Source organism: Pseudomonas putida (genome assembly GCA_029953615.1).
In the GTDB taxonomy this organism is placed as follows: domain Bacteria; phylum Pseudomonadota; class Gammaproteobacteria; order Pseudomonadales; family Pseudomonadaceae; genus Aquipseudomonas.
The window spans coordinates 4,143,828-4,164,565 of record CP124529.1 but is presented as its reverse complement, the minus strand read 5'-3'; the positions used below and the strand labels follow the sequence as shown (position 1 = coordinate 4,164,565).

Annotated in this window: 16 protein-coding genes and 3 pseudogenes; 9 read left to right on the top strand and 10 right to left on the bottom strand. The window is 63.7% G+C overall.

Annotated elements, in window-relative coordinates; translation table 11 throughout:
- Positions 1-196: 196 nt before the first annotated feature.
- Together QIY50_19105 and QIY50_19100 are read right to left on the bottom strand one after the other, a co-directional pair.
- Positions 197-1,814: pseudogene (locus QIY50_19105) on the bottom strand (methyl-accepting chemotaxis protein).
- A 191-nt stretch (positions 1,815-2,005) separates the two neighbouring features.
- Positions 2,006-3,769, bottom strand: a complete 1,764-nt coding sequence (locus tag QIY50_19100; GenBank protein ID WGV19455.1) for an ABC transporter transmembrane domain-containing protein — start codon at positions 3,767-3,769, stop codon at positions 2,006-2,008.
- Between the two features lie 213 nt (positions 3,770-3,982).
- Here QIY50_19100 and QIY50_19095 point away from each other — a divergent pair, with 213 nt between their 5' ends.
- Positions 3,983-4,156, top strand: coding sequence for a hypothetical protein (locus tag QIY50_19095; GenBank protein ID WGV19454.1), 174 nt, complete (start codon positions 3,983-3,985; stop codon positions 4,154-4,156).
- Between the two features lie 188 nt (positions 4,157-4,344).
- On the opposite strand, the gene pdxB is transcribed toward QIY50_19095, so the two are convergent.
- From pdxB to rlmM, 3 genes and pseudogenes are all read right to left on the bottom strand, one after another.
- Positions 4,345-5,487: a 4-phosphoerythronate dehydrogenase PdxB gene (gene pdxB, locus QIY50_19090; protein WGV19453.1), complete on the bottom strand. Its 1,143-nt coding sequence runs from the start codon at positions 5,485-5,487 to the stop codon at positions 4,345-4,347.
- A gap of 60 nt (positions 5,488-5,547) precedes the next feature.
- Positions 5,548-5,790 (bottom strand): sulfurtransferase TusA, encoded by a 243-nt coding sequence (tusA, locus tag QIY50_19085; GenBank protein WGV19452.1) that lies wholly within the window; start codon positions 5,788-5,790, stop codon positions 5,548-5,550.
- 834 nt (positions 5,791-6,624) lie between these two features.
- A pseudogene (gene rlmM, locus QIY50_19080) lies at positions 6,625-7,690 on the bottom strand (23S rRNA (cytidine(2498)-2'-O)-methyltransferase RlmM).
- A gap of 216 nt (positions 7,691-7,906) precedes the next feature.
- Between rlmM and acnA the strand changes: the two are divergent.
- From acnA to QIY50_19065, 3 genes and pseudogenes are all read left to right on the top strand, one after another.
- On the top strand, positions 7,907-10,648 hold the full coding sequence (gene acnA / locus QIY50_19075; GenBank protein ID WGV19451.1) for an aconitate hydratase AcnA: 2,742 nt from the start codon (positions 7,907-7,909) through the stop codon (positions 10,646-10,648).
- 157 nt (positions 10,649-10,805) lie between these two features.
- Positions 10,806-11,583: pseudogene (locus QIY50_19070) on the top strand (CPBP family intramembrane metalloprotease).
- Between the two features lie 198 nt (positions 11,584-11,781).
- Positions 11,782-13,347: a PAS domain-containing methyl-accepting chemotaxis protein gene (locus tag QIY50_19065; protein ID WGV19450.1), complete on the top strand. Its 1,566-nt coding sequence runs from the start codon at positions 11,782-11,784 to the stop codon at positions 13,345-13,347.
- Positions 13,348-13,540: 193 nt separating this feature from the next.
- Here QIY50_19065 and QIY50_19060 read toward each other — a convergent pair whose 3' ends face one another.
- The 5 genes from QIY50_19060 to QIY50_19040 all read right to left on the bottom strand — a co-directional run bounded on the left by QIY50_19060 (position 13,541) and on the right by QIY50_19040 (position 16,889).
- Entirely contained in the window at positions 13,541-14,425 is an 885-nt protein-coding gene (locus QIY50_19060; protein ID WGV19449.1) for a pseudouridine synthase, read from the bottom strand.
- Positions 14,426-14,476: 51 nt separating this feature from the next.
- The gene (locus QIY50_19055) at positions 14,477-14,785 is read right to left on the bottom strand and encodes a transcriptional regulator (GenBank protein WGV19448.1); all 309 of its coding nucleotides are present in this window, start codon (positions 14,783-14,785) and stop codon (positions 14,477-14,479) included.
- Positions 14,786-14,850: 65 nt separating this feature from the next.
- The gene (locus QIY50_19050; GenBank protein ID WGV19447.1) at positions 14,851-15,282 is read right to left on the bottom strand and encodes a D-Ala-D-Ala carboxypeptidase family metallohydrolase; all 432 of its coding nucleotides are present in this window, start codon (positions 15,280-15,282) and stop codon (positions 14,851-14,853) included.
- A gap of 87 nt (positions 15,283-15,369) precedes the next feature.
- The gene (locus QIY50_19045; protein WGV19446.1) at positions 15,370-15,609 is read right to left on the bottom strand and encodes a glutaredoxin family protein; all 240 of its coding nucleotides are present in this window, start codon (positions 15,607-15,609) and stop codon (positions 15,370-15,372) included.
- 71 nt (positions 15,610-15,680) lie between these two features.
- On the bottom strand, positions 15,681-16,889 hold the full coding sequence (locus tag QIY50_19040; GenBank protein ID WGV19445.1) for an ammonium transporter: 1,209 nt from the start codon (positions 16,887-16,889) through the stop codon (positions 15,681-15,683).
- Between the two features lie 313 nt (positions 16,890-17,202).
- On the opposite strand from QIY50_19040, the gene QIY50_19035 reads away from it, so the two are divergent.
- The 5 genes from QIY50_19035 to QIY50_19015 all read left to right on the top strand — a co-directional run bounded on the left by QIY50_19035 (position 17,203) and on the right by QIY50_19015 (position 20,730).
- Positions 17,203-17,517, top strand: coding sequence for a YqjD family protein (locus QIY50_19035; GenBank protein ID WGV19444.1), 315 nt, complete (start codon positions 17,203-17,205; stop codon positions 17,515-17,517).
- Positions 17,518-17,526: 9 nt separating this feature from the next.
- Positions 17,527-17,901 carry a phage holin family protein gene (locus QIY50_19030; protein WGV19443.1) on the top strand — a complete coding sequence of 125 codons (375 nt, stop codon included), beginning with the start codon at positions 17,527-17,529 and terminating at the stop codon, positions 17,899-17,901.
- The gene (locus QIY50_19025) at positions 17,898-18,227 is read left to right on the top strand and encodes a hypothetical protein (GenBank protein WGV19442.1); all 330 of its coding nucleotides are present in this window, start codon (positions 17,898-17,900) and stop codon (positions 18,225-18,227) included. Before QIY50_19030 ends, QIY50_19025 begins: the two co-directional genes overlap by 4 nt.
- 270 nt (positions 18,228-18,497) lie before the next feature.
- Positions 18,498-19,829, top strand: coding sequence for a deoxyguanosinetriphosphate triphosphohydrolase (locus QIY50_19020; GenBank protein ID WGV19441.1), 1,332 nt, complete (start codon positions 18,498-18,500; stop codon positions 19,827-19,829).
- 283 nt (positions 19,830-20,112) lie between these two features.
- Entirely contained in the window at positions 20,113-20,730 is a 618-nt protein-coding gene (locus QIY50_19015) for a response regulator transcription factor (GenBank protein WGV19440.1), read from the top strand.
- Positions 20,731-20,738 lie beyond the last annotated feature (8 nt).

Genomic DNA, 20,738 nt, shown 5'->3' with positions numbered 1-20,738 from the left:
GGGCCGGATGCACTGCAATGAAATGGCGGATTTCCCCGCCTTGCGCTGCCCTTGCAGGAGCGGCCTTGTGTCGCGATGAGGGCTGCAAAGCAGCCCCCTGCGATATCCACACTGTTGCCGAGATATTGGGGCCGCTGTGCGGCCCATCGCGACACAAGGCCGCTCCTACAGGGACCGCATCAGGCATGAAAGGGCGTCAGGCGGTGAGGCGGGAAGTGACTTCCCCTAGCTGCCCCGACAACCCATGCAGGCGCTGCCCCGCCTGCTCGGTATGCTGCACGGCCTGCTGGTTGGCGGTGGCGATACGGGTGATTTCGATCAGGTTGCGCGAAATGTCTTCGGCCACGCTGGTCTGCTCTTCGGCCGCCGTGGCGATCTGCCGGTTCATGTCGCGGATCGCCTCCACCGCCAGGGTGATGCGCTGCAGCATCTGCCCGGCCTGCTGCACCTGCTCGGCGCCCTCCTCGCTGCGCTGCTGGCCGCTTTCGATGGCCTTGACCGCTTCCACCGCCCCCAACTGCACCGCGTCGATGATCTGGTGGATCTCGGCAATCGACGCCGCCGTGCGCTGGGCCAGGCTGCGCACCTCATCGGCAACCACCGCAAAACCACGCCCGGCCTCGCCGGCACGGGCCGCTTCGATGGCCGCGTTGAGCGCCAGCAGGTTGGTCTGCTCGGCAATGCCGCGGATCACTTCAAGGACTTTGCCAATACGTGTGCTGTCATGCTCCAGGTCGCGAATCACCGCCGCCGTACCCGCAATTTCGCGGTTGACCACGCCAATGATATCGATGGTCTGCTGCATCACCTGCTCGCCCGCTTGGGCACTGTGGTCGGCGTCGTCCGCCGCACGGGCGGCCTCGGCGGCGTGGCGCGCGACTTCCTGGGCGGTGGCGGACATCTCATGCATGGCCGTCGCCACCTGGTCAGTGCGCTGGAACTGGTCGTGGGTGCCACGGGCCATGTCGCCGGCGATACTGCGCAACTGGCCACTGGCGCCTTCCAGTTCCTGGGCGTTGTCCTGCAGCCGGCCGACGGTGTCGGCGAGAAAGTCACGCAGGGTATTGGCGGCCCGCGCCAGGCGACCCAGTTCGTCCTCGCGACGGCTGTCTACCCGGGCAGCAAAGCGGCCCTGGCTAAGTTGCGCGACATACTCGATCAACTGCCGGATCGGCTCGATCAGGCTGCGGTTGACCAGCCACAGGCTGAGCAGCCCCACCAACAGCGCTGAGGCCAACATCACCAGCAAGCCCAGCCATACCGTGCGCTCGGCACCGGCACTAAGGCTGGCGGCTTGCTGATGGGCATCGGCACGCAGTTGCTCGACCAGTTCGCTCATCTGTTCGCTGGCAGCGCGGTCCACGCCCTTGACCGCCTGGTCGCCGGCAACCGGGTCGCCGCCCGCCGCCAGAAATGCCTGGCGCCCTTGCGCGTAGGCCTGGCCCAGCTGCCGATGGCTGTCACGCAATTGCTGCAACTGCGCCTTGAGCCTGGCGTCGCTGCTGTCGATCAATTGCCCGAGCAGTTGCTGCACCTGCTGCTCGCGCGCCTGGAACTGCTGCCAGTACTTGTCCAGGTCCAGCCGGCTGGCGCCCGCGCAACAGCACGTTCTTCCATTCCTGCACCTGGATCTTGAACTGCAGGTTGGCTTCGTCGATCAATTGCGAGGCCCGCAGCGGCCCGTCGACCAGCTCGGCGTAGCCGCGCACGCTGGACGAGAGGAACTGGAAGCACACCAGGGCGATCAGCAACATCGCCACCAGACTGCCGCCAAGCAGGGAGAGAATTTGCACTCTGAGGGATTTACGCAGCATCTTGGATCTCGGAAAACAGGGGGAAGACCGGGGGCCGCGCAGGTTGGCAACAGGGTGCAACGCAGCCCGGTTACTGGCAGGCCAAAAAAAGGCTGCCATCAAGCAATGGCAGCCAGGTCGAGCACTTACGCAACAGTTGAGCCAGATACTCTCAGGCAAATACTACAGAAATGTTACAAGGCCGCTACTTACTACCCTGTGGTGAACTGCAAGGCCGCCAGCCGCGCATAAAGCGGGCTTTCTTCGATCAACTGGCGATGCGTCCCCACTGCCACCAGCCGGCCCTTGTCGATGACCGCGATACGGTCGGCATGTTGTACAGTCGCCAGGCGATGAGCGATCACCAGGGTGGTGCGCCCGGCCATCAGGCTGGGCAACGCCTGCTGGATCAGGTGTTCGCTTTGCGCGTCGAGAGCGCTGGTGGCTTCGTCCAGCAACAGGATCGGTGCATCGACCAGCAACGCACGGGCGATGGCCAGGCGTTGTCGCTGCCCGCCAGACAGACCGATGCCACCCTCGCCCAACGGTGTCTGGTAGCCCTGCGGCAGTTGCCGGATGAATGCGTCGGCATGAGCACCACGGGCCGCTGCCTCGACCTCGGCCAGGGTCGCCTCGGGCCGGCCGTAGCGGATGTTGGCCTCGACCGTACCGCGAAACAGCGAAGGGTTTTGTGCCACCAGGGCGAACTGCTGGCGCAGTTGATCGGGTTCGAGTTCGGCAATCGCCCGGCCATCGAGCAGGATGCGCCCTTGCTGGGGGTCATAGAAGCGCAGCAACAAATCGAACAAGGTCGACTTGCCCGCGCCCGAGGGCCCTACCAGCGCCACGGTCTGCCCCGGTTCGATGGCCAGGCTCAGGCCATCCACAGCCGCCACCGAGGGGCGTGACGGGTAAGCGAACACCAACTGCTGCAGTTCGATACGCCCACTGGCCCGCTGCTGCGGCAGCACCTGCGCCACGGCGGGCGGCAGGATTGCACTGCGCGCCGCCAACAGTTCGGCAATGCGTTCGGCCGCGCCCGCCGCCCGCTGCAACTCGCCGATCACCTCGCTGAGGGTGCCGAAGGCACTGCCGACGATCAGGCTGTAGAACACGAAGGCCGCCAGTTCGCCTGCGGAAATGCGCCCGGCGATCACATCCATGCCGCCAACCCATAACATCACCCCCACCGCCCCCAGCACCAGCACGATCACCAGGGTGATAAGCCACGCACGCTGGGCTATCCGCTGCCGGGCCACGGCAAACGCCGCTTCGACCGTGACGGCGAACAGCTCGCGGTCGTGCGCCTGGTGGTTGTAGGCCTGTACAGTCTTGATCTGCCCGAGGGTCTCGGCCACATAGCTGCCCACATCGGCCACCCGGTCCTGGCTCTGCCGCGACAGGCTGCGTACCCGGCGGCCGAACAGCAGGATCGGCGCGAGCACCAGCGGCAGCGCTACTACCACGATGCTGGTGAGCTTGGGGTTGGTGATGAACAGCAACACCACGCCACCAATCACCATCAACGCGTTGCGCAGGAACATCGACAGCGATGAACCGATTACCGATTGCAGCAAGGTGGTGTCAGCGGTCAGGCGCGACTGGATCTCGGAGCTGCGGTTGTCTTCGAAAAACCCGGGATGCAAGCCGATCAGGTGGTCGAACACGGCCCGACGGATATCGGCCACGCAGCGCTCGCCAATCCACGACACCAGGTAGAAGCGGCTGAAGGTCCCCACCGCCAGGGCCAACACCAGCAGCAGGAACAGCCCGATGGTCTGGTTGAGCTGATGCGCAGAGCGGGTCATGAAGCCCTGGTCCACCAGCAGGCGGATGCCCTGGCCCATCGACAGGGTGATGCCGGCGGTGACTACCAAGGCAAGCAAGGCCAGCAGCACCTGGCGACGGTACGGGCGGACGAAGTGCCAACCCAGGCGCAAGGCGCGGCGTTGACGCGAGGAAACCGATTCGGGCATGGCACGGACCACTATGGTGGGGAATCCGCAGCCTACCACTCATCCAGGTTCGGGGAAGCCTTGCAAGGTTGCTATAGCGTATCGGTCTAAGCACGCTATGGAGCTTCACGGCCGTTTCTGCTGGACTGTGCCTGCCGTGACCCTGCAGGCACTGTCACAGGCCAGTCACGGCACAGGGTTATCCTGCGCTTGAACCTGATGAGGAGACAATACATGAGCTTGCAGCATGGCAGCGACAACCAGAAGCCCCGGACCACCCCACAACCTCAGGTGTGCGGCTCGATCATCGACGCCCAGGGGCGCGAAGTACCGATCACCGAGCAGATGATCCAGCAGGCCTGCAAGGCCCTGGAAGAGAGCCGGGTCGAGCGCGTACGCAAAGGTTGATCGGCGAATTCTTGCAACCCGGCGCTTGCGCCGGGTTTTTATTTGCCTTGGGCAATCCTGACAGACCAGCTCAACCTTCTTCGCGGGCTTGCCCGCTCCCACAGGTCCCCCATTGACCTCAGGGTCTATGGGGGCCCTGTGGGAGCAGGCAAGCCCGCGAAGAGGCCGGTACAGCTTTCAAAAGGCTGTCAGACCAACACCCCACCCAAGGCACTGACCAACTGCGCCAACTGCGGTGACTCCCCGCGCAAGCGCACCGCCAGCCCCTCGATCTCGCGCCGCGGCGGGTACTGCTTGCGCAACTGGTCGAACGCTGCACGCTGTTGCTGCGGGTCGTCGCTGAGGCTACGACGGAAATCGGCATCGTCGCGGCGTGGGTCGTACACCGCGCGGCACAGGGTGGCCAAGGCCCAGGCCGGGTCGGTGCCGGCATCCAGCTCGATCTGCGCCAGCGGCGGTCGCGGCAGCAGGTCGGCCAGTTGCACCTGTTCATCCACACCGAGAAAGCGGCACAGCGCCTGGTAGATCTGCGCCGTACCACGCTGGCGGCCATCGAGGCTGTAGCCGGCAATGTGCGGCGAAGCCAGCGTGCACAGGTCAGCCAGTTGCAAGTCGACCTGTGGCTCGCCCTCCCACACATCCAGCACCGCATGCACGTCTTCGCGTTTCAGCAGCAGTTCGCGCAGGGCGGCGTTGTCCACCACCGGGCCACGGCTGGCGTTGACCAGCCACGCACCCGGGCGCAGCTGCGCCAGCTGCGCCTGGCCCAGCAGGTGCCAGGTCGGGTGCTCGCCGCCACGCTGCAAGGGGGTGTGCAGGCTGATCACATCGCACTGTTGCAGGATGGTCTCGAGGCTGACGTAATCGCCGCCCTCGGCGGCCTGGCGCAGCGGGTCGCATACCAGTACCTTCCACCCCAGGCCGTGCAGCACCCGCACCAGGCGGCCACCGACCTCACCCGCGCCCACCACGCCATACACGCGCTCGGGCAGTGCCACGCCATCCAGCTCGGCCAGGGTCAGCAGGCTGCCCAGCACGTAATCGACCACACCACGGGCATTGCAGCCCGGCGCGCTGCTCCAGCGGATACCGGCCTCGGCAAAGTAGTCCAGGTCGAGGTGGTCGGTGCCGATGGTGCAGGTGCCGACAAATCGTACGCGGCTGCCTTCGAGCAACTGGCGATCGACCTTGGTCACCGAGCGTACCAGCAGGATGTCGGCGTCCTTGACGCTGGCGGCGTCGAGGCTTCGGCCCGGGTAACGGCGAATTTCGCCGAACCCCTGGAAGAAGGCATCGAGCAGCGGGATGTTCTCGTCGGCAACTATCAGCATGGCGCTCTCCTGTCTGGGGAACGCAGTGTAGGCGTAACGCCGGGCGTGTTCCAGAGCGGTTCAGTCGGCTTTCTTGCGGATCCAGTACAGGAAGGTACCGGCGTCCTCTTGCTGCTGCAGCAGTTCGTGGCCGAGGAAGTTGCAGAACTTGGGGATATCGCGGCGGGTAGAGGGGTCGGTGGCGATGACCTTGAGCAGGCCGCCAGCGGCCAGGTCACGCACGTGCTGGTGCAGCATCATCACCGGTTCCGGGCAGTTCAGGCCGGTGGCGTCGAGGATGGCGTCGGGGGTGAAATCGGTCATGGGGGGCTCCGCAAATGATCGCTATTGTCGCGCATCGCGCGACGTGCTCCAAGCACCGCCTGCGAACACACCGAGCCTTGCTCTTGCTCTTGCTCTTGCTCTTGCTCTTGCTCTTGATCTTGATCTTGATCTTGATCTTGGTCTTGATCTTGATCTTGATCTTGATCTTCGCGACTTCAGGAGGCCGAGCAGAGGTCTTGCGGAGGGAGGTGACGGGCATGGATGCCCGTCAAGCGCTGAGGCCCCATGGATGGGGCCTGCAGCGCGTACTCCCGGGAGCAAGACCGGCGCGAGGGAACCCCGGAGCGTAGCGTAGGGGCCGGATGATGGGAGCGCAGCGTTTTTTGGTTACTTTTTGCCGCGTTTGGCAAAAAGTGACTCGCCGTAAGGGCGAAAAGGTGAGTATGCGTCGCCATCGTAAATGGACTATGCGCGATATCAAGACCAGTACTTTTCCGCTCTTCGCTCTTCGCTCTTCGCTCTTCGCTCTTCGCTCTTCGCTCTTCGCTCTTCGCTTTCAAGCGTGGGCATCAACAACAAGGTCAACATTCATTTTCAAAGGTGGCGCTGACTCACCTTTCCGCCCTTACGGCGGGTCCCTTTTTGTCGTGGCAAAAAGGAACCAATGGGCCTGCTCCCGGGAGTACGCGCTGCAGGCCCCATCCATGGGGCCTCAGCGCTTGACGGGCATCCATGCCCGTCACCTCCCTCCGCAGTCCCTTCGCTCGGCCTCCTGAAGTCGCAATCGGCGGCGCCTGAACTATCGCGCGCTTAGAAGCAAAAGCCGAAGCAAGAGCAAGAGCAAGAGCAAGAGCAAGCCGATTCGCGCTGTGCTCAGCGCGGCTTCAAGTCCATCCGACGCAGATGGCAGGTCACTTCCTCACGGTCGTGATACAGCTGCTTGCAAGCAATCGACACCTTGATCTTACGCGCCTTGAAGGTCGCCTCCATTCGGTCGAGCAGCCGGCGTACTTCGGCATAGCGCTGTTTCATCGGCAGTTTCAGGTTGACCACCGCCTCACGGCACAACCCCTCGCCCAGCCAGGTCTCGATCAGCGAAGTGGTACGCGCCGGTTTCTCGACGATGTCACACACCATCCAGTCCACAGGCTGTTTCGGTTGCCAGGTGAAACCATCGGCCATCAGGTGCTGGACCAACCCGGTGTCCATCAGGCTTTCGGCCATCGGCCCGTTGTCGATGGCAGTCACCAGCATACCCCGGCGCACCAGCTGGTAGGTCCAGCCACCCGGCGAAGCCCCCAGGTCGACGCCAGTCATGTCATCACCCCAGGCGCTGCTCCCACTGTTCGCGCGGGATGAACTGGTGCCAGGCCTCTTCCAGCTTGAGGGTCGAGCGGCTGGGTGCCTCGCGGGGGAATTTCAGGCGCGGGATGCCCATGGGCCACAGCGCACTGTTGTTGGCCGGGGCAACGCCGGCAAATACCCGACGGCCGCTGATGAAGGTGAGCAGCAAGCGTGGGCGGCTGGCGTCGTCAACCAGGCGGCCGGCCTTTTCCAAAGCCTTGCGCAGCGGCACCTCGAACTTGCGGCAGAACGTGGACAGTTCCTTGCCTTCGTTGCTGTCCAGCACTTCCAGCCACAGGCTGCCGAACAGCGGGAAGTCGGCCAGGTGCGCCAGCAGCACACTGATTCGGTCGCTTTCCGGCAGTTCGACATAACCGCCACGGGCCCACTGCCGCGGGAAAATCAGCTGGTTGAAACGCAGTTCCCCCATCAAGCGCTCGGCACCGCCCTCCTCGCTACAGACAAACTCGGCACTGGCACTTTGCGGCTTGCCTTTGGCATAGCCGGCAACACCCAGGCGGGCGGCATGTTCGCTGATTTCGGCGCACACCTCACCCTCGAAACCGGGCCGGCAATGCATGAACAGGGTATTCATCTCTCACTCCACTACGGCTGGCGCGCCACAGGCGCCGGCAGGGCGGCGATGATAAAGGAAGATCGGAACCTGCGACACGTCCCGCCGGTCCAGAAAAGGGTCAGGTGGCGCAAAGCGGTCTAACCTGACCTTTCAGCCAGGTCCGTGCCGTGCGGATCGATACAGAGCGGTGCCCCGGGCAAAGCTTGCCAGGCACCGGCGCAGAAGGAGTTGGCAATGCCCTCGCTCGATAGCCTGAACACCCTCAGATCACTCAAGGTCGGCGACCAGACCTACCACTACTTCAGCCTCACCGAGGCCGCCCGCCATCTGGGCGACCTGCAGCGCCTGCCCATGTCGCTGAAGGTGCTGCTGGAAAACCTGCTGCGCTGGGAGGACGGCAAGACTGTCACCGGCGACGACCTGCGTGCCCTCGCCCATTGGCTGGGCGAGCGGCGCTCCGACCGCGAGATCCAGTACCGCCCGGCGCGGGTACTGATGCAGGACTTCACCGGCGTGCCGGCCGTGGTCGACCTGGCCGCCATGCGCGCAGCCATGGCCAAGGCCGGCGGCGACCCGCAGCGGATCAACCCGCTGTCCCCGGTGGACCTGGTGATAGACCATTCGGTGATGGTCGACCGCTATGGCACGCCGCAGGCTTTCAGCGAAAACGTCGACATCGAAATGCAGCGTAACGGCGAGCGCTATGCCTTCCTGCGCTGGGGCCAGAACGCCTTCGACAACTTCCGCGTGGTACCGCCGGGCACCGGCATCTGCCACCAGGTCAACCTGGAATACCTCGGCCGCACCGTCTGGACGCGTGAGGCCGATGGTCGCACCTACGCCTTCCCCGACACCTTGGTCGGTACCGACTCGCACACCACCATGATCAACGGCCTGGGCGTACTCGGCTGGGGTGTCGGTGGCATCGAAGCGGAGGCGGCCATGCTCGGCCAGCCGGTGTCCATGCTGATTCCCGAAGTGATCGGTTTCAAGCTGACCGGCAAGCTGCGTGAAGGCATCACCGCCACCGACCTGGTGCTGACGGTGACGCAGATGCTGCGCAAGAAGGGCGTGGTGGGCAAGTTCGTCGAGTTCTATGGTGATGGCCTGGCCGAGCTGCCTTTGGCCGACCGTGCGACCATCGCCAACATGGCCCCGGAATACGGCGCCACCTGCGGATTTTTCCCGGTCGACCAGGTGACCCTGGACTACCTGCGCCTGTCAGGCCGCCCCGAAGCGACCGTGCAACTGGTCGAGCAGTACTGCAAAGCCCAGGGCCTGTGGCGCTTACCGGGCCAGGAACCACTGTTCAGCGACAGCCTGGCGCTGGACATGCAAGAGGTCGAGGCCAGCCTGGCCGGGCCCAAGCGACCGCAGGACCGCGTGGCCCTGGGCCAGGTCAGCCAGGCCTTTGACCACTTCATCGAACTGCAGCCCAAACCGCTGGCCAAGGAGGTCGGCCGCCTGGAAAGCGAAGGTGGCGGCGGCGTAGCGGTGGGCAACGCCGACCAGGCCGGGGAGACCGACTACAGCCATCAAGGCCAGACCCACACCCTGCGCGATGGCGCCGTGGTGATTGCCGCGATCACCTCGTGCACCAACACCTCCAACCCCAGCGTGATGATGGCCGCCGGGCTGGTGGCGAAAAAGGCCCTGGAAAAAGGTCTGCAACGCAAACCCTGGGTCAAGAGTTCGCTGGCACCGGGCTCCAAGGTGGTCACCGACTACTTCAAGGCCGCCGGGCTCACCACCTATCTGGACCAATTGGGGTTCGATCTGGTCGGCTATGGCTGCACAACCTGCATCGGCAACTCGGGCCCGCTGGATGAAGCGATCGAGAAAGCCATTACCAGCGCCGACCTTACCGTGGCCTCGGTGCTGTCGGGCAACCGCAACTTCGAAGGCCGCGTGCACCCGCTGGTCAAGACCAACTGGCTGGCCTCGCCGCCGTTGGTGGTGGCCTATGCCCTGGCCGGCAGCGTACGCCTGGACCTGACCCGCGACCCGCTGGGTACCGGCAAGGATGGCCAGCCGGTCTACCTGCGCGACATCTGGCCCAGCCAGCAGGAAATTGCCGCTGCCGTCGCCAAGGTCGACACGGCGATGTTCCACAAGGAATACGCCGAAGTGTTCGCCGGCGATGCACAGTGGCAGGCCATCGAGGTACCGCAGGCGGCCACCTATGTGTGGCAGGCCGACTCCACCTATATCCAGCATCCACCCTTCTTCGACGACATCGGCGGACCACCCCCGCAAATCACCGACATCCAGGGTGCGCGGATCCTGGCGCTGTTGGGTGACTCGGTGACCACCGACCACATTTCCCCGGCCGGCAACATCAAGGCCGACAGCCCGGCCGGGCGCTACCTGCGTGAGCAGGGCGTGGAGCCCCGCGACTTCAACTCCTACGGATCGCGGCGTGGCAACCATGAAGTGATGATGCGCGGCACCTTCGCCAACATCCGCATCCGCAACGAAATGCTGGCGGGCGAAGAAGGCGGCAATACCCTGCACGTGCCCAGTGGCGAAAAGCTGTCGATCTATGACGCGGCCATGCGCTACCAGCAGCAAGGCACTTCACTGGTGGTGATTGCAGGCCAGGAATACGGCACCGGTTCGAGCCGTGACTGGGCGGCCAAGGGCACCAACCTGCTGGGGGTCAAGGCGGTGCTGGCAGAAAGCTTCGAGCGCATTCACCGCTCCAACCTGGTGGGCATGGGCGTGCTGCCGCTGCAGTTCAAGGCCGGGCACAACCGCAAGCAACTGGGGCTGACCGGCAAGGAACGGATCGATGTGCTGGGCTTGAACGGTGCACAGATCCGCCCGGGCATGAGCCTGCCCTTGCGCATCACCCGCGAAGATGGGCAGCAGGAGCAGATCGAAGTGTTGTGCCGGATCGATACCCTGAATGAAGTGGAATATTTCAAGGCAGGGGGGATATTGCATTATGTGTTGCGCCAACTGATTGCGGGCTGAGCCGGGTATGCTTGGGGCTGCTGTGCAGCCCATCACCGGCAAGCCAGCTCCCACAGGGATAACACAAGCCTGAGGTCTGTACTTTACCTGTGGGAGCTGGCTTGCCGGCGATGGGCCGCGCAGCGGACCCAACATCGTTCAATCAGAAGGACCACTTGTGCCTCGCTTCCACCTGATCGCACTTTTCCTCCTGGCGCTCGGCTACACCCTCGCCCTGAGCCACGGCCACCTCGGCATCACCACCCTGCCCACCTTTCTCGCCCTGCTTGCCAGCGCCCTGCTTGCTCGCCGCCCCCAGCGCTGGCAACAAGCCCTCGGCCACACGCTGTTCATCCTTTTGGCCATCGCCCTGGCATTGCACCGGCTGCCCGGCTTCAACGCCGCCAAGGTCATCGACGGCATCGTCCTCAGCCCCGGCGCCCTGCCCTTGCACGATGTACCTGAACCTGGATAAACCGCTGATCGGCGCCTGGCTGCTGCTGGCCTGCCCTTGGCTGATCCTGTGGCGCAGCCAGGGCCTGGCGACGAGCCTGCTGTACGCCCTGCCCCTCACCCTGCTTGCCTGCCTGGGCGGTGCCTGGGCACTGGGCATGCTGGCCTTGGCCCCGAAATGGCCCGACCAGGCCTGGCTCTGGCTGCTGAACAACCTGCTGCTGGTAAGCCTGACCGAAGAACTGTTGTTCCGCGGTTACATCCAGGCCGGCCTGCAACAGCTGTTGCGCCACCAAGGGTTGGCATTGTTCGCCGCCGCCCTGCTGTTCGGCCTGGCCCACCTGGGGGCCGGCTGGCAATGGGTGTACCTGGCCACCCTTGCCGGTATCGGCTACGGCCTGGCGTACCGCTGGGGCGGCGTGGCGGCAGCGGTACTCTGCCATTTCGCCCTGAACCTGGTGCACTTCACCCTGTTCAGCTATCCGATGCTGGCTCTTGGCTAGCCAATCGGTCATCATTCGACTTATCCGTCATGAAACAGCAGTAAAAACTCAATAATGACGCTAACTTGCTTGAACGTGCTCGCTGGTTACCCCAGACAAGATGGTGGCTTATTGCCACAGATCAAGCACATTAATTATTCATTCAATAAAACCAGCGGCTTGCCGATACCAGTCGAAAGCCCTGCGGACTATCAACCCATGCGTAACAACCAGCCGATTACCCAGAGAGAACGGACTTTCCCTGCCCAGCAGCGGTTGATCTCCACCACCAATGCCAAAGGTGTGATCACTTACTGCAACGATGCCTTCATCGAGATCAGTGGTTTCACCCGCGAGGAGCTGACCGGCGCGCCGCACAACCTGGTGCGCCACCCCGACGTGCCGCCAGCGGTGTTTGCCCACATGTGGCAAACGCTCAAGCAGGGCCAGCCGTGGATGGGCATCGTCAAGAACCGCTGCAAGTCCGGCGACCACTACTGGGTCAACGCCTATGTCACGCCGATCTTCGACAACAATCAGGTAGTCGGTTTCGAATCGGTGCGGGTCAAGCCTACCGCCGAGCAGGTCCGCCGCGCCGAGGCACTGTACCAGCGCATCAACCAGGGCAAGCCGCCGGTACCCCGTCGGGACAAGTGGCTGCCGGTATTGCAGGACTGGCTGCCGTTCATCCTGATCAGCCAGGTAGGCTTCCTGATCGGCAACTGGCTGGGCCATTCCTGGGGCTTCGCCCTGGCCGCCGGGCTTTCCGTACCGCTGGGCCTGCTGGGCCTGGGCTGGCAGCAGCGCGGTCTCAAGCGCCTGCTGCGCCTGGCCGAACAGACCACCTCCGACCCGCTGATCGCGCAAATGTACACCGACAGCCGTGGCGTGCAGGCGCGCCTGGAAATGGCCATGCTCAGCCAGGACGCGCGCATGAAAACCTGCCTGACCCGCCTGCAGGACAGCGCCGAACACCTGAGCGAACAGGCGCGTCAGTCCGACGCCCTGGCGCACAAGAGCTCTTCGGGCCTGGAACGTCAGCGAGTAGAGACCGAGCAGGTCGCCGCTGCGGTCAACCAGATGGCCGCCACCACCCAGGAAGTGGCCAACCATGTGCAGCGCACCGCCGATGCCACCCAGGAAGCCAACCGCCTGACCAGCCAGGGCCGGCAGATTGCCGGTGAAACCCGCGACGCCATCGAACGCCTGTCGGCGGCGGTGGGCGAGACCGGTCAGACAGTGACGCAACTGGCCAAGGACAGCGACGAGATTGGTGGCGTGGTCGATGTGATCAAGGGCATCGCCGACCAGACCAACCTGTTGGCGCTTAACGCGGCCATCGAAGCGGCACGTGCCGGTGAAATGGGCCGCGGCTTTGCCGTGGTGGCCGACGAAGTGCGCCAGCTGGCCCAGCGCACTGCCGAATCCACCGGGCAGATCCACGGGCTGATCGCCAAGCTGCAACAAACCGCCAGCAATGCCGTGCTGACCATGGAAGCCGGCCATCGACAGGCGCAGGAAGGCGTCGACCGTGTGATGCAGGCCGACGAGGCGCTGGTGGGCATCAGCGAAGCGGTGGCCAACATTACCGACATGGCCACCCAGATTGCCGCGGCAACCGAGGAGCAGACTGCAGTGGCTGACGAAATCAGCCGTAACATCAGTACCATTGCCGAACTGGCCGACCAGACTGCCGAACAGGCACAGCACTCGGCACTGCTCAGCGAAGAGCTGACCAGCACGGCGGGTACCCAGTACTCGCTGGTGGAGCGGTTCAACCGTTAAAATCCAGCTTGCCACCTAAAGGGATAGCGCATGCTCAAGGCACACGCTATCCCTGTGGGAGCGGGCGTGCCCGCGAACACCGGCGAAGCCGGTGCCATGCCCCGAGTCGCCGGCTTCGCGGGCACGCCCGCCCCCACAAGGATTGCGCAGGTTTGTCAGGGGTTGAGCAAGGCAGCGCAGGCTTGAGCTTGCATTACCAATCCAGCTGCAAGCCGCTCTCGAAATAGCGCTCTTCCCCGCTCAGCGGGTCTGCAAAGCGCAGGCTCTGCGCCAGCAACTTCAGCGGCCGCTGGTAGTCATCCTCTTCATTGACCAACTGCGGATAGAACGGGTCGTTGCAGATCCCCGCCCCTAACGCCGCCATGTGCACGCGCAACTGGTGGGTCTTGCCAGTCACCGGCGACAGCCCGTAACGCCACAGCTCGCCGTGCTTTTCCAGCACTTCGGCCAAGGTTTCGCTGTTGGCCTCGCCCTCTACCTCATGCATACGAAAAAACGGCTCGCCATGCACCAGGCGGCTTTTGTGCACCAGCGGAAATGCATGCTGCGGCATGGCCGCGGCAATGGCCTGGTAGCGCTTGTCTATGCGTCGCTCGGGGAACAGCCGCTGGTAGGCACTGCGGCTCTGCGGGTTGGCGGAAAACAGCACAAGCCCGGCGGTATGCCGGTCGATACGGTGCAACGGCACTAGGTGCGGGTTGCCCAGGCGGCGGATCAGGCGGCGAAGCAAGGTCTGCTCGACGTATTCACCGGTCGGCGTCACTGGCAGGAAATGCGGTTTGTCGGCCACCACCAGGTGCTCATCCACATGCAGCACCACCTCCTGCACCGGGATCGGCCGCTCGTTCGGCACTTCGCGGAAATAGTGCAAACGCATGCCGCGCTTGTAGGGCAGTTCGGCCGACACCGCCCGCCCCTCGGCATCCAGCACCCGGCCACGGGCAAAGCGGTCGAGCCATTGGGCCCGATCAATGGCCTTGAAATGGTCACACAGGCAGTCGAGCACCGTCGCCCAGTTACCGGGAGGCAGGCACACCGTGCTGGCTTGCTGGCGGGCGGGGTCGAAAGGCGTGGTCATGGCAGGGCTCGAAACGTTCACGGCCGCGCATTATCCCCCAAGCCCGCGCCCTCAACCAGCCTGGGCCATCGCCTCGCTGCGCTCCTTGAGCCAGCGCAGAACCTGCACGGGCTCCCAGCGGCCCGGGTCGTAGAGCGCATACAGCAACCCCTGGTAACCCACCACATCCAGCCCGCGATGGTAGCCGGCACGCTGGAACAAGGCCTCGATCTCGGCGAAACAGGTATTGAAGTGGACCTTGCCAAACGGCGTGCGCTCGTCGGTCACCAGGCCTTCGAGGCGCAGTTCCAGGACCGCGTCGGCCACCCGCTCGACGGGCATGCGGTTGACGCTGTACTTGAGTTGCTCGACATTGAGCATGGCTTCACCCTGATACTGTATTTATATACAGCATACGAACATCCCCTTGCTGCCGTCAATGCGCTTCACTGGAGCCCCGGCAGGTAGCCGCTGCCTTTGCGAATGCTCAACACCTGTCGCCGCGGAGTGCCGCGCGTTACCGACAGGTGCACCCACCTGTCGAATTCCAGGATGAGTTGATCGAAGGGCACGGCACTTTCGCTGATCCGCCGCACGGTTTCCCGCGGGCTGACTTCGATCACCGTGAAGTCTGCAGCCAACCCCTGGATATGCTGGCTGTTCGAGGCACCGCCAATCACCCGGTTGACCTGCTCACTGCGGTAACCGCTGCTGACGATGATTGGCGCATCGAACAGTGCGCGCACCTGTTCCAGCGCACAACACAGCAGTTGCAGGTTGGCCCTGGCTTCAGGCGGTGGTGTGTTATCGAGTCCGTCCCTGGCAGCGAACTGCGAAACGATCATTTCATCAAGCGTGAAATGCGGGCTGATCAACATGGCGAGGCTCCTGATGAGTGAATGTGGCAGCGGATCATCCGCTCGCATTCATCACCCTGGAGCAGGGTTGCAGCTCCTCTGGAGCCATTACTGCGCGAGAAACGCCGCAACCTGATCGGCATCGAACGGCCAGTGCAGTTCGGCGCCATTGTCGCAGCGGCGCAGCACGGGAATGATCAGGCCATAGCGTTCGAACAGGGCGTCGTGCTCGGCAACGTCGACCAGTTCCACCAGCAGGCCATGATCGACGAAGGGCATCAGCACGGCCTCGGCCACTTCGCACAGGTGGCAGCCGAGGGTGCCGAACAGTTGGCATTCAGGCAGCATGGGGCAAGTCCGGTTTGGCAGGGGGAAAGCCTATTCTAGGTCCGTCCTGCCCAGCGTGCACCTGACCTGGCTCAATCCTGGCTGGTGGCGCCGATCCGGTGCAGTGACAGGTCCGCCCCCTGGAACTCCTGCTCATGGCTCAAGCGCAGGCCATGCAACGCGCGGATCGTGCCGTAGACGGCGAAACCACCGGCCAACGCCACCAGCACGCCCAGCAGGCTGCCGAGCAACTGGCTGAGCAGGCTGACACCCCCCATGCCGCCCAGGGCCGCCTGGCCAAACACGCCGCAAGCAATGCCACCCCATACACCGCACAGGCCATGCAACGGCCAGACACCCAGCACATCGTCGATCTTCCAGCGGTTCTGTGCCGCGGTGAACGTCCAGACAAACAGCGCACCGGCCACCAGGCCGGTTGCCAGCGCACCGATCGGGTGCATCAGGTCAGAGCCGGCACACACTGCCACCAGCCCGGCCAGCGGCCCGTTATGCAGGAAGCCCGGGTCGTTACGCCCGGCCAGCAACGCCGACAGGGTGCCACCGACCATGGCCATCAGCGAATTGATCGCCACCAGGCCACTGACGCCCTGCAGGGTCTGGGCACTCATGACGTTGAAGCCGAACCAGCCGATGATCAGGATCCACGACCCCAGTGCCAGGAAGGGAATGCTCGACGGCGCAAACGCCACCAGCCGGCCATCGCGGTAGCGCCCACGGCGCGCACCTAGCAGCAGCACTGCCGCCAGCGCCAGCCAGCCACCCATGGCATGCACCACCACCGAACCGGCAAAGTCATGGAACGGCGCGCCGAAGCGTGCCTGCAACCAGGCCTGTACGCCAAGGTTGCCGTTCCAGACCACACCCTCGAAGAACGGGTAGATGAACGCCACGATCAACGCCGTGGCACACAGTTGCGGCACGAAGCGCGCCCGCTCGGCGATGCCCCCGGAGATGATCGCAGGGATGGCCGCGGCGAAAGTCAGCAGGAAGAAGCACTTGACCAGCGCATAGCCATGGTCTGCCGCCAGCGCCGCCGCGGGCTGGAAGAAGCTGACCCCATAGGCGATCCAGTAGCCGATGAAGAAGTACACTAACGCCGAGATGGCGAAGTCGCTGAGGATCTTCGACAAGGCGTTGACCTGGTTCTTGTAGCGCACCGTGCCCACTTCGAGAAATGCGAAGCCGGCATGCATGGCCAGCACCAGAATGGCGCCCATGAGAATGAACAGGGTGTTGGAACCGTGGACCAGGGAGTCCATCGCGCTGTGCATGTTTTCCATGAAATAGGCAGACCTGCTGAAAAAGGCACCAGGACAGTTCAAGAACCTGCATCCCTGCACCGAATCGGTGCCAGCCCCCTGCCCTGTTTCGGTGAGCCGGGCGGAGCCTGCGTGGTTTTTTCTTGGGTTTGTCGTGGATTGGGTTAAGGTTTATCGGTATCCGCTGCGCTGGCGCCCTGAATCGGCGCAAAACCCGACCAGGGCGCCCCGCAACGTGGCAAAGCCTTAGCAAGGCCCATACCAGCGCCGGCACTTGAACCTTCCGCGCGTGCTATTAATCGAACTACCAACACTCATCGACAGGGAGACACCCATGGCCAGCAAATCGGCAAAGACTGCACAAGAGATATTGATGGCTGACTTCCAGGCACTGGTCCGCGACACCGAGAAACTGCTGGCCGACACCGCCAACCTGGCCGGTGACCAGGCGGACGAGTTGCGTGAACAGATCCACGACCGCCTGACCCAGGCCCGTGAAACCCTGCAACTGACCCAGGACTCGGTGCGTGAACGCGGCCAGGCAGCACTGGGCAGCGCCGAGCAGTACGTACAGGAAAAACCGTGGCAGGCAATCGGCATTGCCGCTGGTGTCGGCCTGTTGATCGGCCTGCTGGCCAACCGGCGCTAAGGGGTTCCCATGGAGAACGACGCCAACGGCGCCAGCGCCTCGGGCAAGCGCCTGGGCGCGGCTGCGCTGGGGCTGCTGCACAGCCATATCGAACTGTTCGGCATCGAGTTGCAGGAGCAGAAGGGCCGCACCTTGAGCCTGCTGCTGTTCGCCGGCCTGGCCCTGGTATTCGCACTGCTGCTGCTCACCGCGCTGTCCGGGTTACTGCTGGTGCTGCTGTGGGACAGCTACCGCCTGGCCGGCATCATCGGCCTGTGCGTGTTCTACGGCATCGCCGCGCTGTACTGCGGCTTGCGCCTGAAAGCAGCGGTGTTCGACGAATCGTCGCCCTTTGGCGCCACCCTCGAAGAACTCGCCAAGGACCGGGAGCGCCTGTTGCCATGAGCCTGCCAGAACTGCCAAACAGCCGTAACCCGCGCGAACTGCGCAAGGCGCTGCTGCGCCTGCGCATGGAAATGCACCGCCAGGAAATCCGCCACGAGTCCGCGCAGTTGCTGGAGCCACTGCGCCGCGTACGCGGAATGGGCAGCTCGCTGCACGACGGCCTGGGCATCAAGCATGCGCCGCTGTGGGGAATTGGCGCCGTGGTGGCGCTGGGTTTCCTCACCGGCAAAGGCGTGCGCAGCGGCAACCTGGCGCGGCTGTTGCGCCTGGGCACCAGCCTGCTGCCGCTAGTTCGTCTGTACCTGCAAGGCAGCCGCCGCCCCTGAGCGTTTTCTGTCGACGGCGCCAGCCCTTTGGGCTGCGCTGTCGCGCAGAGACCTCAATCCGCAAGTGCGATGCAGCTTCTGTGGGAGCGGGCGTGCCCGCGAAGAATCCAACACGGTGGCTGGCACCGGCTGCGCCGGTGTTCGCGGGCACGCCCGCTCCCACAAGGAACGCACAAACCTTCGGGCTTGTGTTGTCCCTGTGGGCTTACCCCTTGCGCTGTCCTTCCGGACACCGGAAGCTATATCCCTCGATCCACAGGAGACCGCGCCTTGGACTGGCATACCCTGCTCACCCGCGAACGCCTGGGCAAAGCCCTGTACAGCGCCGATGAACTCGGGCGCAGCCCCTTCCACAAGGACCACGACCGCATCATCTTCTCCGGTGCCTTCCGCCGCCTCGGGCGCAAGACCCAGGTGCACCCGGTTTCCAGCAACGACCATATCCACACCCGCCTGACACACTCCTTGGAAGTCAGCTGCGTCGGCCGCTCGCTGGGCATGCGCGTCGGCGAAACACTGCGCGACAGCCTGCCGGACTGGTGCGCCCCCAGCGACCTGGGGATGATCGTGCAGTCGGCCTGCCTGGCCCACGACATCGGCAACCCACCGTTTGGCCACTCTGGCGAAGATGCCATCCGCCACTGGTTCCAGCAGGCCGCCGGGCGTGGCTGGCTGGACGCCATGAGCGACGACGAGCGCGCCGACTTCCTCAATTTCGAAGGCAACGCCCAGGGCTTTCGTGTACTCACCCAGCTGGAGTACCACCAGTTTGACGGCGGAACCCGCCTGACCTATGCCACCCTCGGCACCTACCTGAAGTACCCGTGGAGCGCACGCCACGCCGACGCCCTGGGCTACAAGAAGCACAAGTTCGGCAGTTACCAGAGCGAGCTGCCGCTGCTCGAGCAGATCGCACGCAAGCTAGGCCTGCCACAACTTGAACACCAGCGCTGGGCACGCCACCCGCTGGTTTACCTGATGGAGGCCGCCGACGATATCTGCTACGCGCTGATCGACCTGGAAGACGGTCTGGAAATGGAGCTGCTGCAATACGCCGAAGTCGAAGCACTGCTGCTTGACCTGGTCGGCGATGACCTGCCGGAAACCTATCGCCAGCTCGGCCCTGGCGAATCCCGCCGGCGCAAGCTGGCAATCCTGCGCGGCAAAGCCATCGAGCACCTGACCAACGCCGCTGCCCGCGCCTTCGTCGAGCAGCAGCAGGCATTGCTGGCCGGGCAGTTGGCAGGCGACCTGGTCGAACATATGCATGGCCCGGCCAAACGCTGCGTGCTGCAGGCCAAGGACATGGCACGCAACAAGATCTTCCAGGACAAACGCAAGACCCTTCACGAGATCGGCGCCTACACCACCCTGGAGATTCTGCTGAACACCTTCTGTGGTGCTGCGCTCGAACAGCACGGAGGGCGCACGCCGTCGTTCAAGAGCCGCCGGGTACTGGACCTGATCGGCAACAACGCCCCTGACCCGCATGGCTCGCTACACAACGCCTTCCTGCGCATGATCGACTTCATCGCCGGGATGACCGACAGCTATGCCAGCGAAATGGCCCGGGAAATGACCGGGCGCTCCAGCCCGACCTGAGCCCTGCCGGTGCAGCCTGGGCATAGCCCGGAGCTGCACCGTGCATTGTGGGAAACTTCCTACACATACGGTTGGCAAGTTAAACACCACGAATAAAAATAAATGAATAGTTACCAATCCCGTTTTGACATTGTGTTAACTGCGCCTGTTTCGTAGCCCGATTTGTTTTATCTTGTAAGCCATTTCCCATATAGGGCTAACAGCCCTTCCTCACGCACCCGATGACTTCCAACTGCGATAAGGTGCCGCTTGTCACCCTCAGTCGCCCGCAGGGAAGTTGAACATGCACTCCATATTTATCGTCGACGATCATCCCGTCATCCGCCTGGCCGTCCGTATGTTGCTGGAAAACCAGAATTACAAGGTTGTCGGCGAGTCGGACAACGGCGTGGACGCCATGCAGATGATTCGCGAAGCCGCCCCAGACCTGGTCATCCTCGACATCAGCATCCCCAAGCTAGACGGGCTGGAGGTACTTGCCCGCTTTCAGGCCATGGCCCTTCCCCTGAAGGTACTGGTACTGACCGCACAGTCTCCCGCCTTGTTTGCCGTACGCTGCATGCACTCGGGTGCAGCCGGGTACGTGTGCAAGCAGGAAGACCTGAGCGAGCTGCTCAGTGCCATCAAGGCCGTGCTGGCCGGTTACAACTATTTCCCCAGCCAGGCAATTAAACATGACCAGGCGGTGGATGCAGACTTGCAACTTTTCCGCCAGGTGAATGACCGCGAACTGATGGTGCTGCAACTCTTCGCCCAAGGCCGCAGCAACAAGGAAATTGCCAAGGGCATGTTCCTCAGCAGCAAGACAGTCAGTACCTACAAAAAGCGCCTCATGCACAAACTTCAGGTCAATACACTGGTCGACCTGATCGAAATGGCCAAACGCAACGCGCTGGTCTGAGGGGCGTC

Bases quoted from the DNA above. Each gene is read 5' to 3' on its own strand.
- QIY50_19045 (WGV19446.1), bottom strand. From the start codon at position 15,609: ATGCTGCCTGAATGCCAACTGTTCGGCACCCTCGGCTGCCACCTGTGC.
- QIY50_19060 (WGV19449.1), bottom strand. From the start codon at position 14,425: ATGACCACGCCTTTCGACCCCGCCCGCCAGCAAGCCAGCACGGTGTGC.
- QIY50_19040 (WGV19445.1), bottom strand. From the start codon at position 16,889: ATGGAAAACATGCACAGCGCGATGGACTCCCTGGTCCACGGTTCCAAC.
- QIY50_19055 (WGV19448.1), bottom strand. From the start codon at position 14,785: ATGCTCAATGTCGAGCAACTCAAGTACAGCGTCAACCGCATGCCCGTC.
- QIY50_19035 (WGV19444.1), top strand. From the start codon at position 17,203: ATGGCCAGCAAATCGGCAAAGACTGCACAAGAGATATTGATGGCTGAC.
- QIY50_19050 (WGV19447.1), bottom strand. From the start codon at position 15,282: ATGTTGATCAGCCCGCATTTCACGCTTGATGAAATGATCGTTTCGCAG.
- acnA (WGV19451.1), top strand. From the start codon at position 7,907: ATGCCCTCGCTCGATAGCCTGAACACCCTCAGATCACTCAAGGTCGGC.
- QIY50_19030 (WGV19443.1), top strand. From the start codon at position 17,527: ATGGAGAACGACGCCAACGGCGCCAGCGCCTCGGGCAAGCGCCTGGGC.
- QIY50_19015 (WGV19440.1), top strand. From the start codon at position 20,113: ATGCACTCCATATTTATCGTCGACGATCATCCCGTCATCCGCCTGGCC.
- QIY50_19100 (WGV19455.1), bottom strand. From the start codon at position 3,769: ATGCCCGAATCGGTTTCCTCGCGTCAACGCCGCGCCTTGCGCCTGGGT.
- pdxB (WGV19453.1), bottom strand. From the start codon at position 5,487: ATGCTGATAGTTGCCGACGAGAACATCCCGCTGCTCGATGCCTTCTTC.
- tusA (WGV19452.1), bottom strand. From the start codon at position 5,790: ATGACCGATTTCACCCCCGACGCCATCCTCGACGCCACCGGCCTGAAC.
- QIY50_19095 (WGV19454.1), top strand. From the start codon at position 3,983: ATGAGCTTGCAGCATGGCAGCGACAACCAGAAGCCCCGGACCACCCCA.
- QIY50_19025 (WGV19442.1), top strand. From the start codon at position 17,898: ATGAGCCTGCCAGAACTGCCAAACAGCCGTAACCCGCGCGAACTGCGC.
- QIY50_19065 (WGV19450.1), top strand. From the start codon at position 11,782: ATGCGTAACAACCAGCCGATTACCCAGAGAGAACGGACTTTCCCTGCC.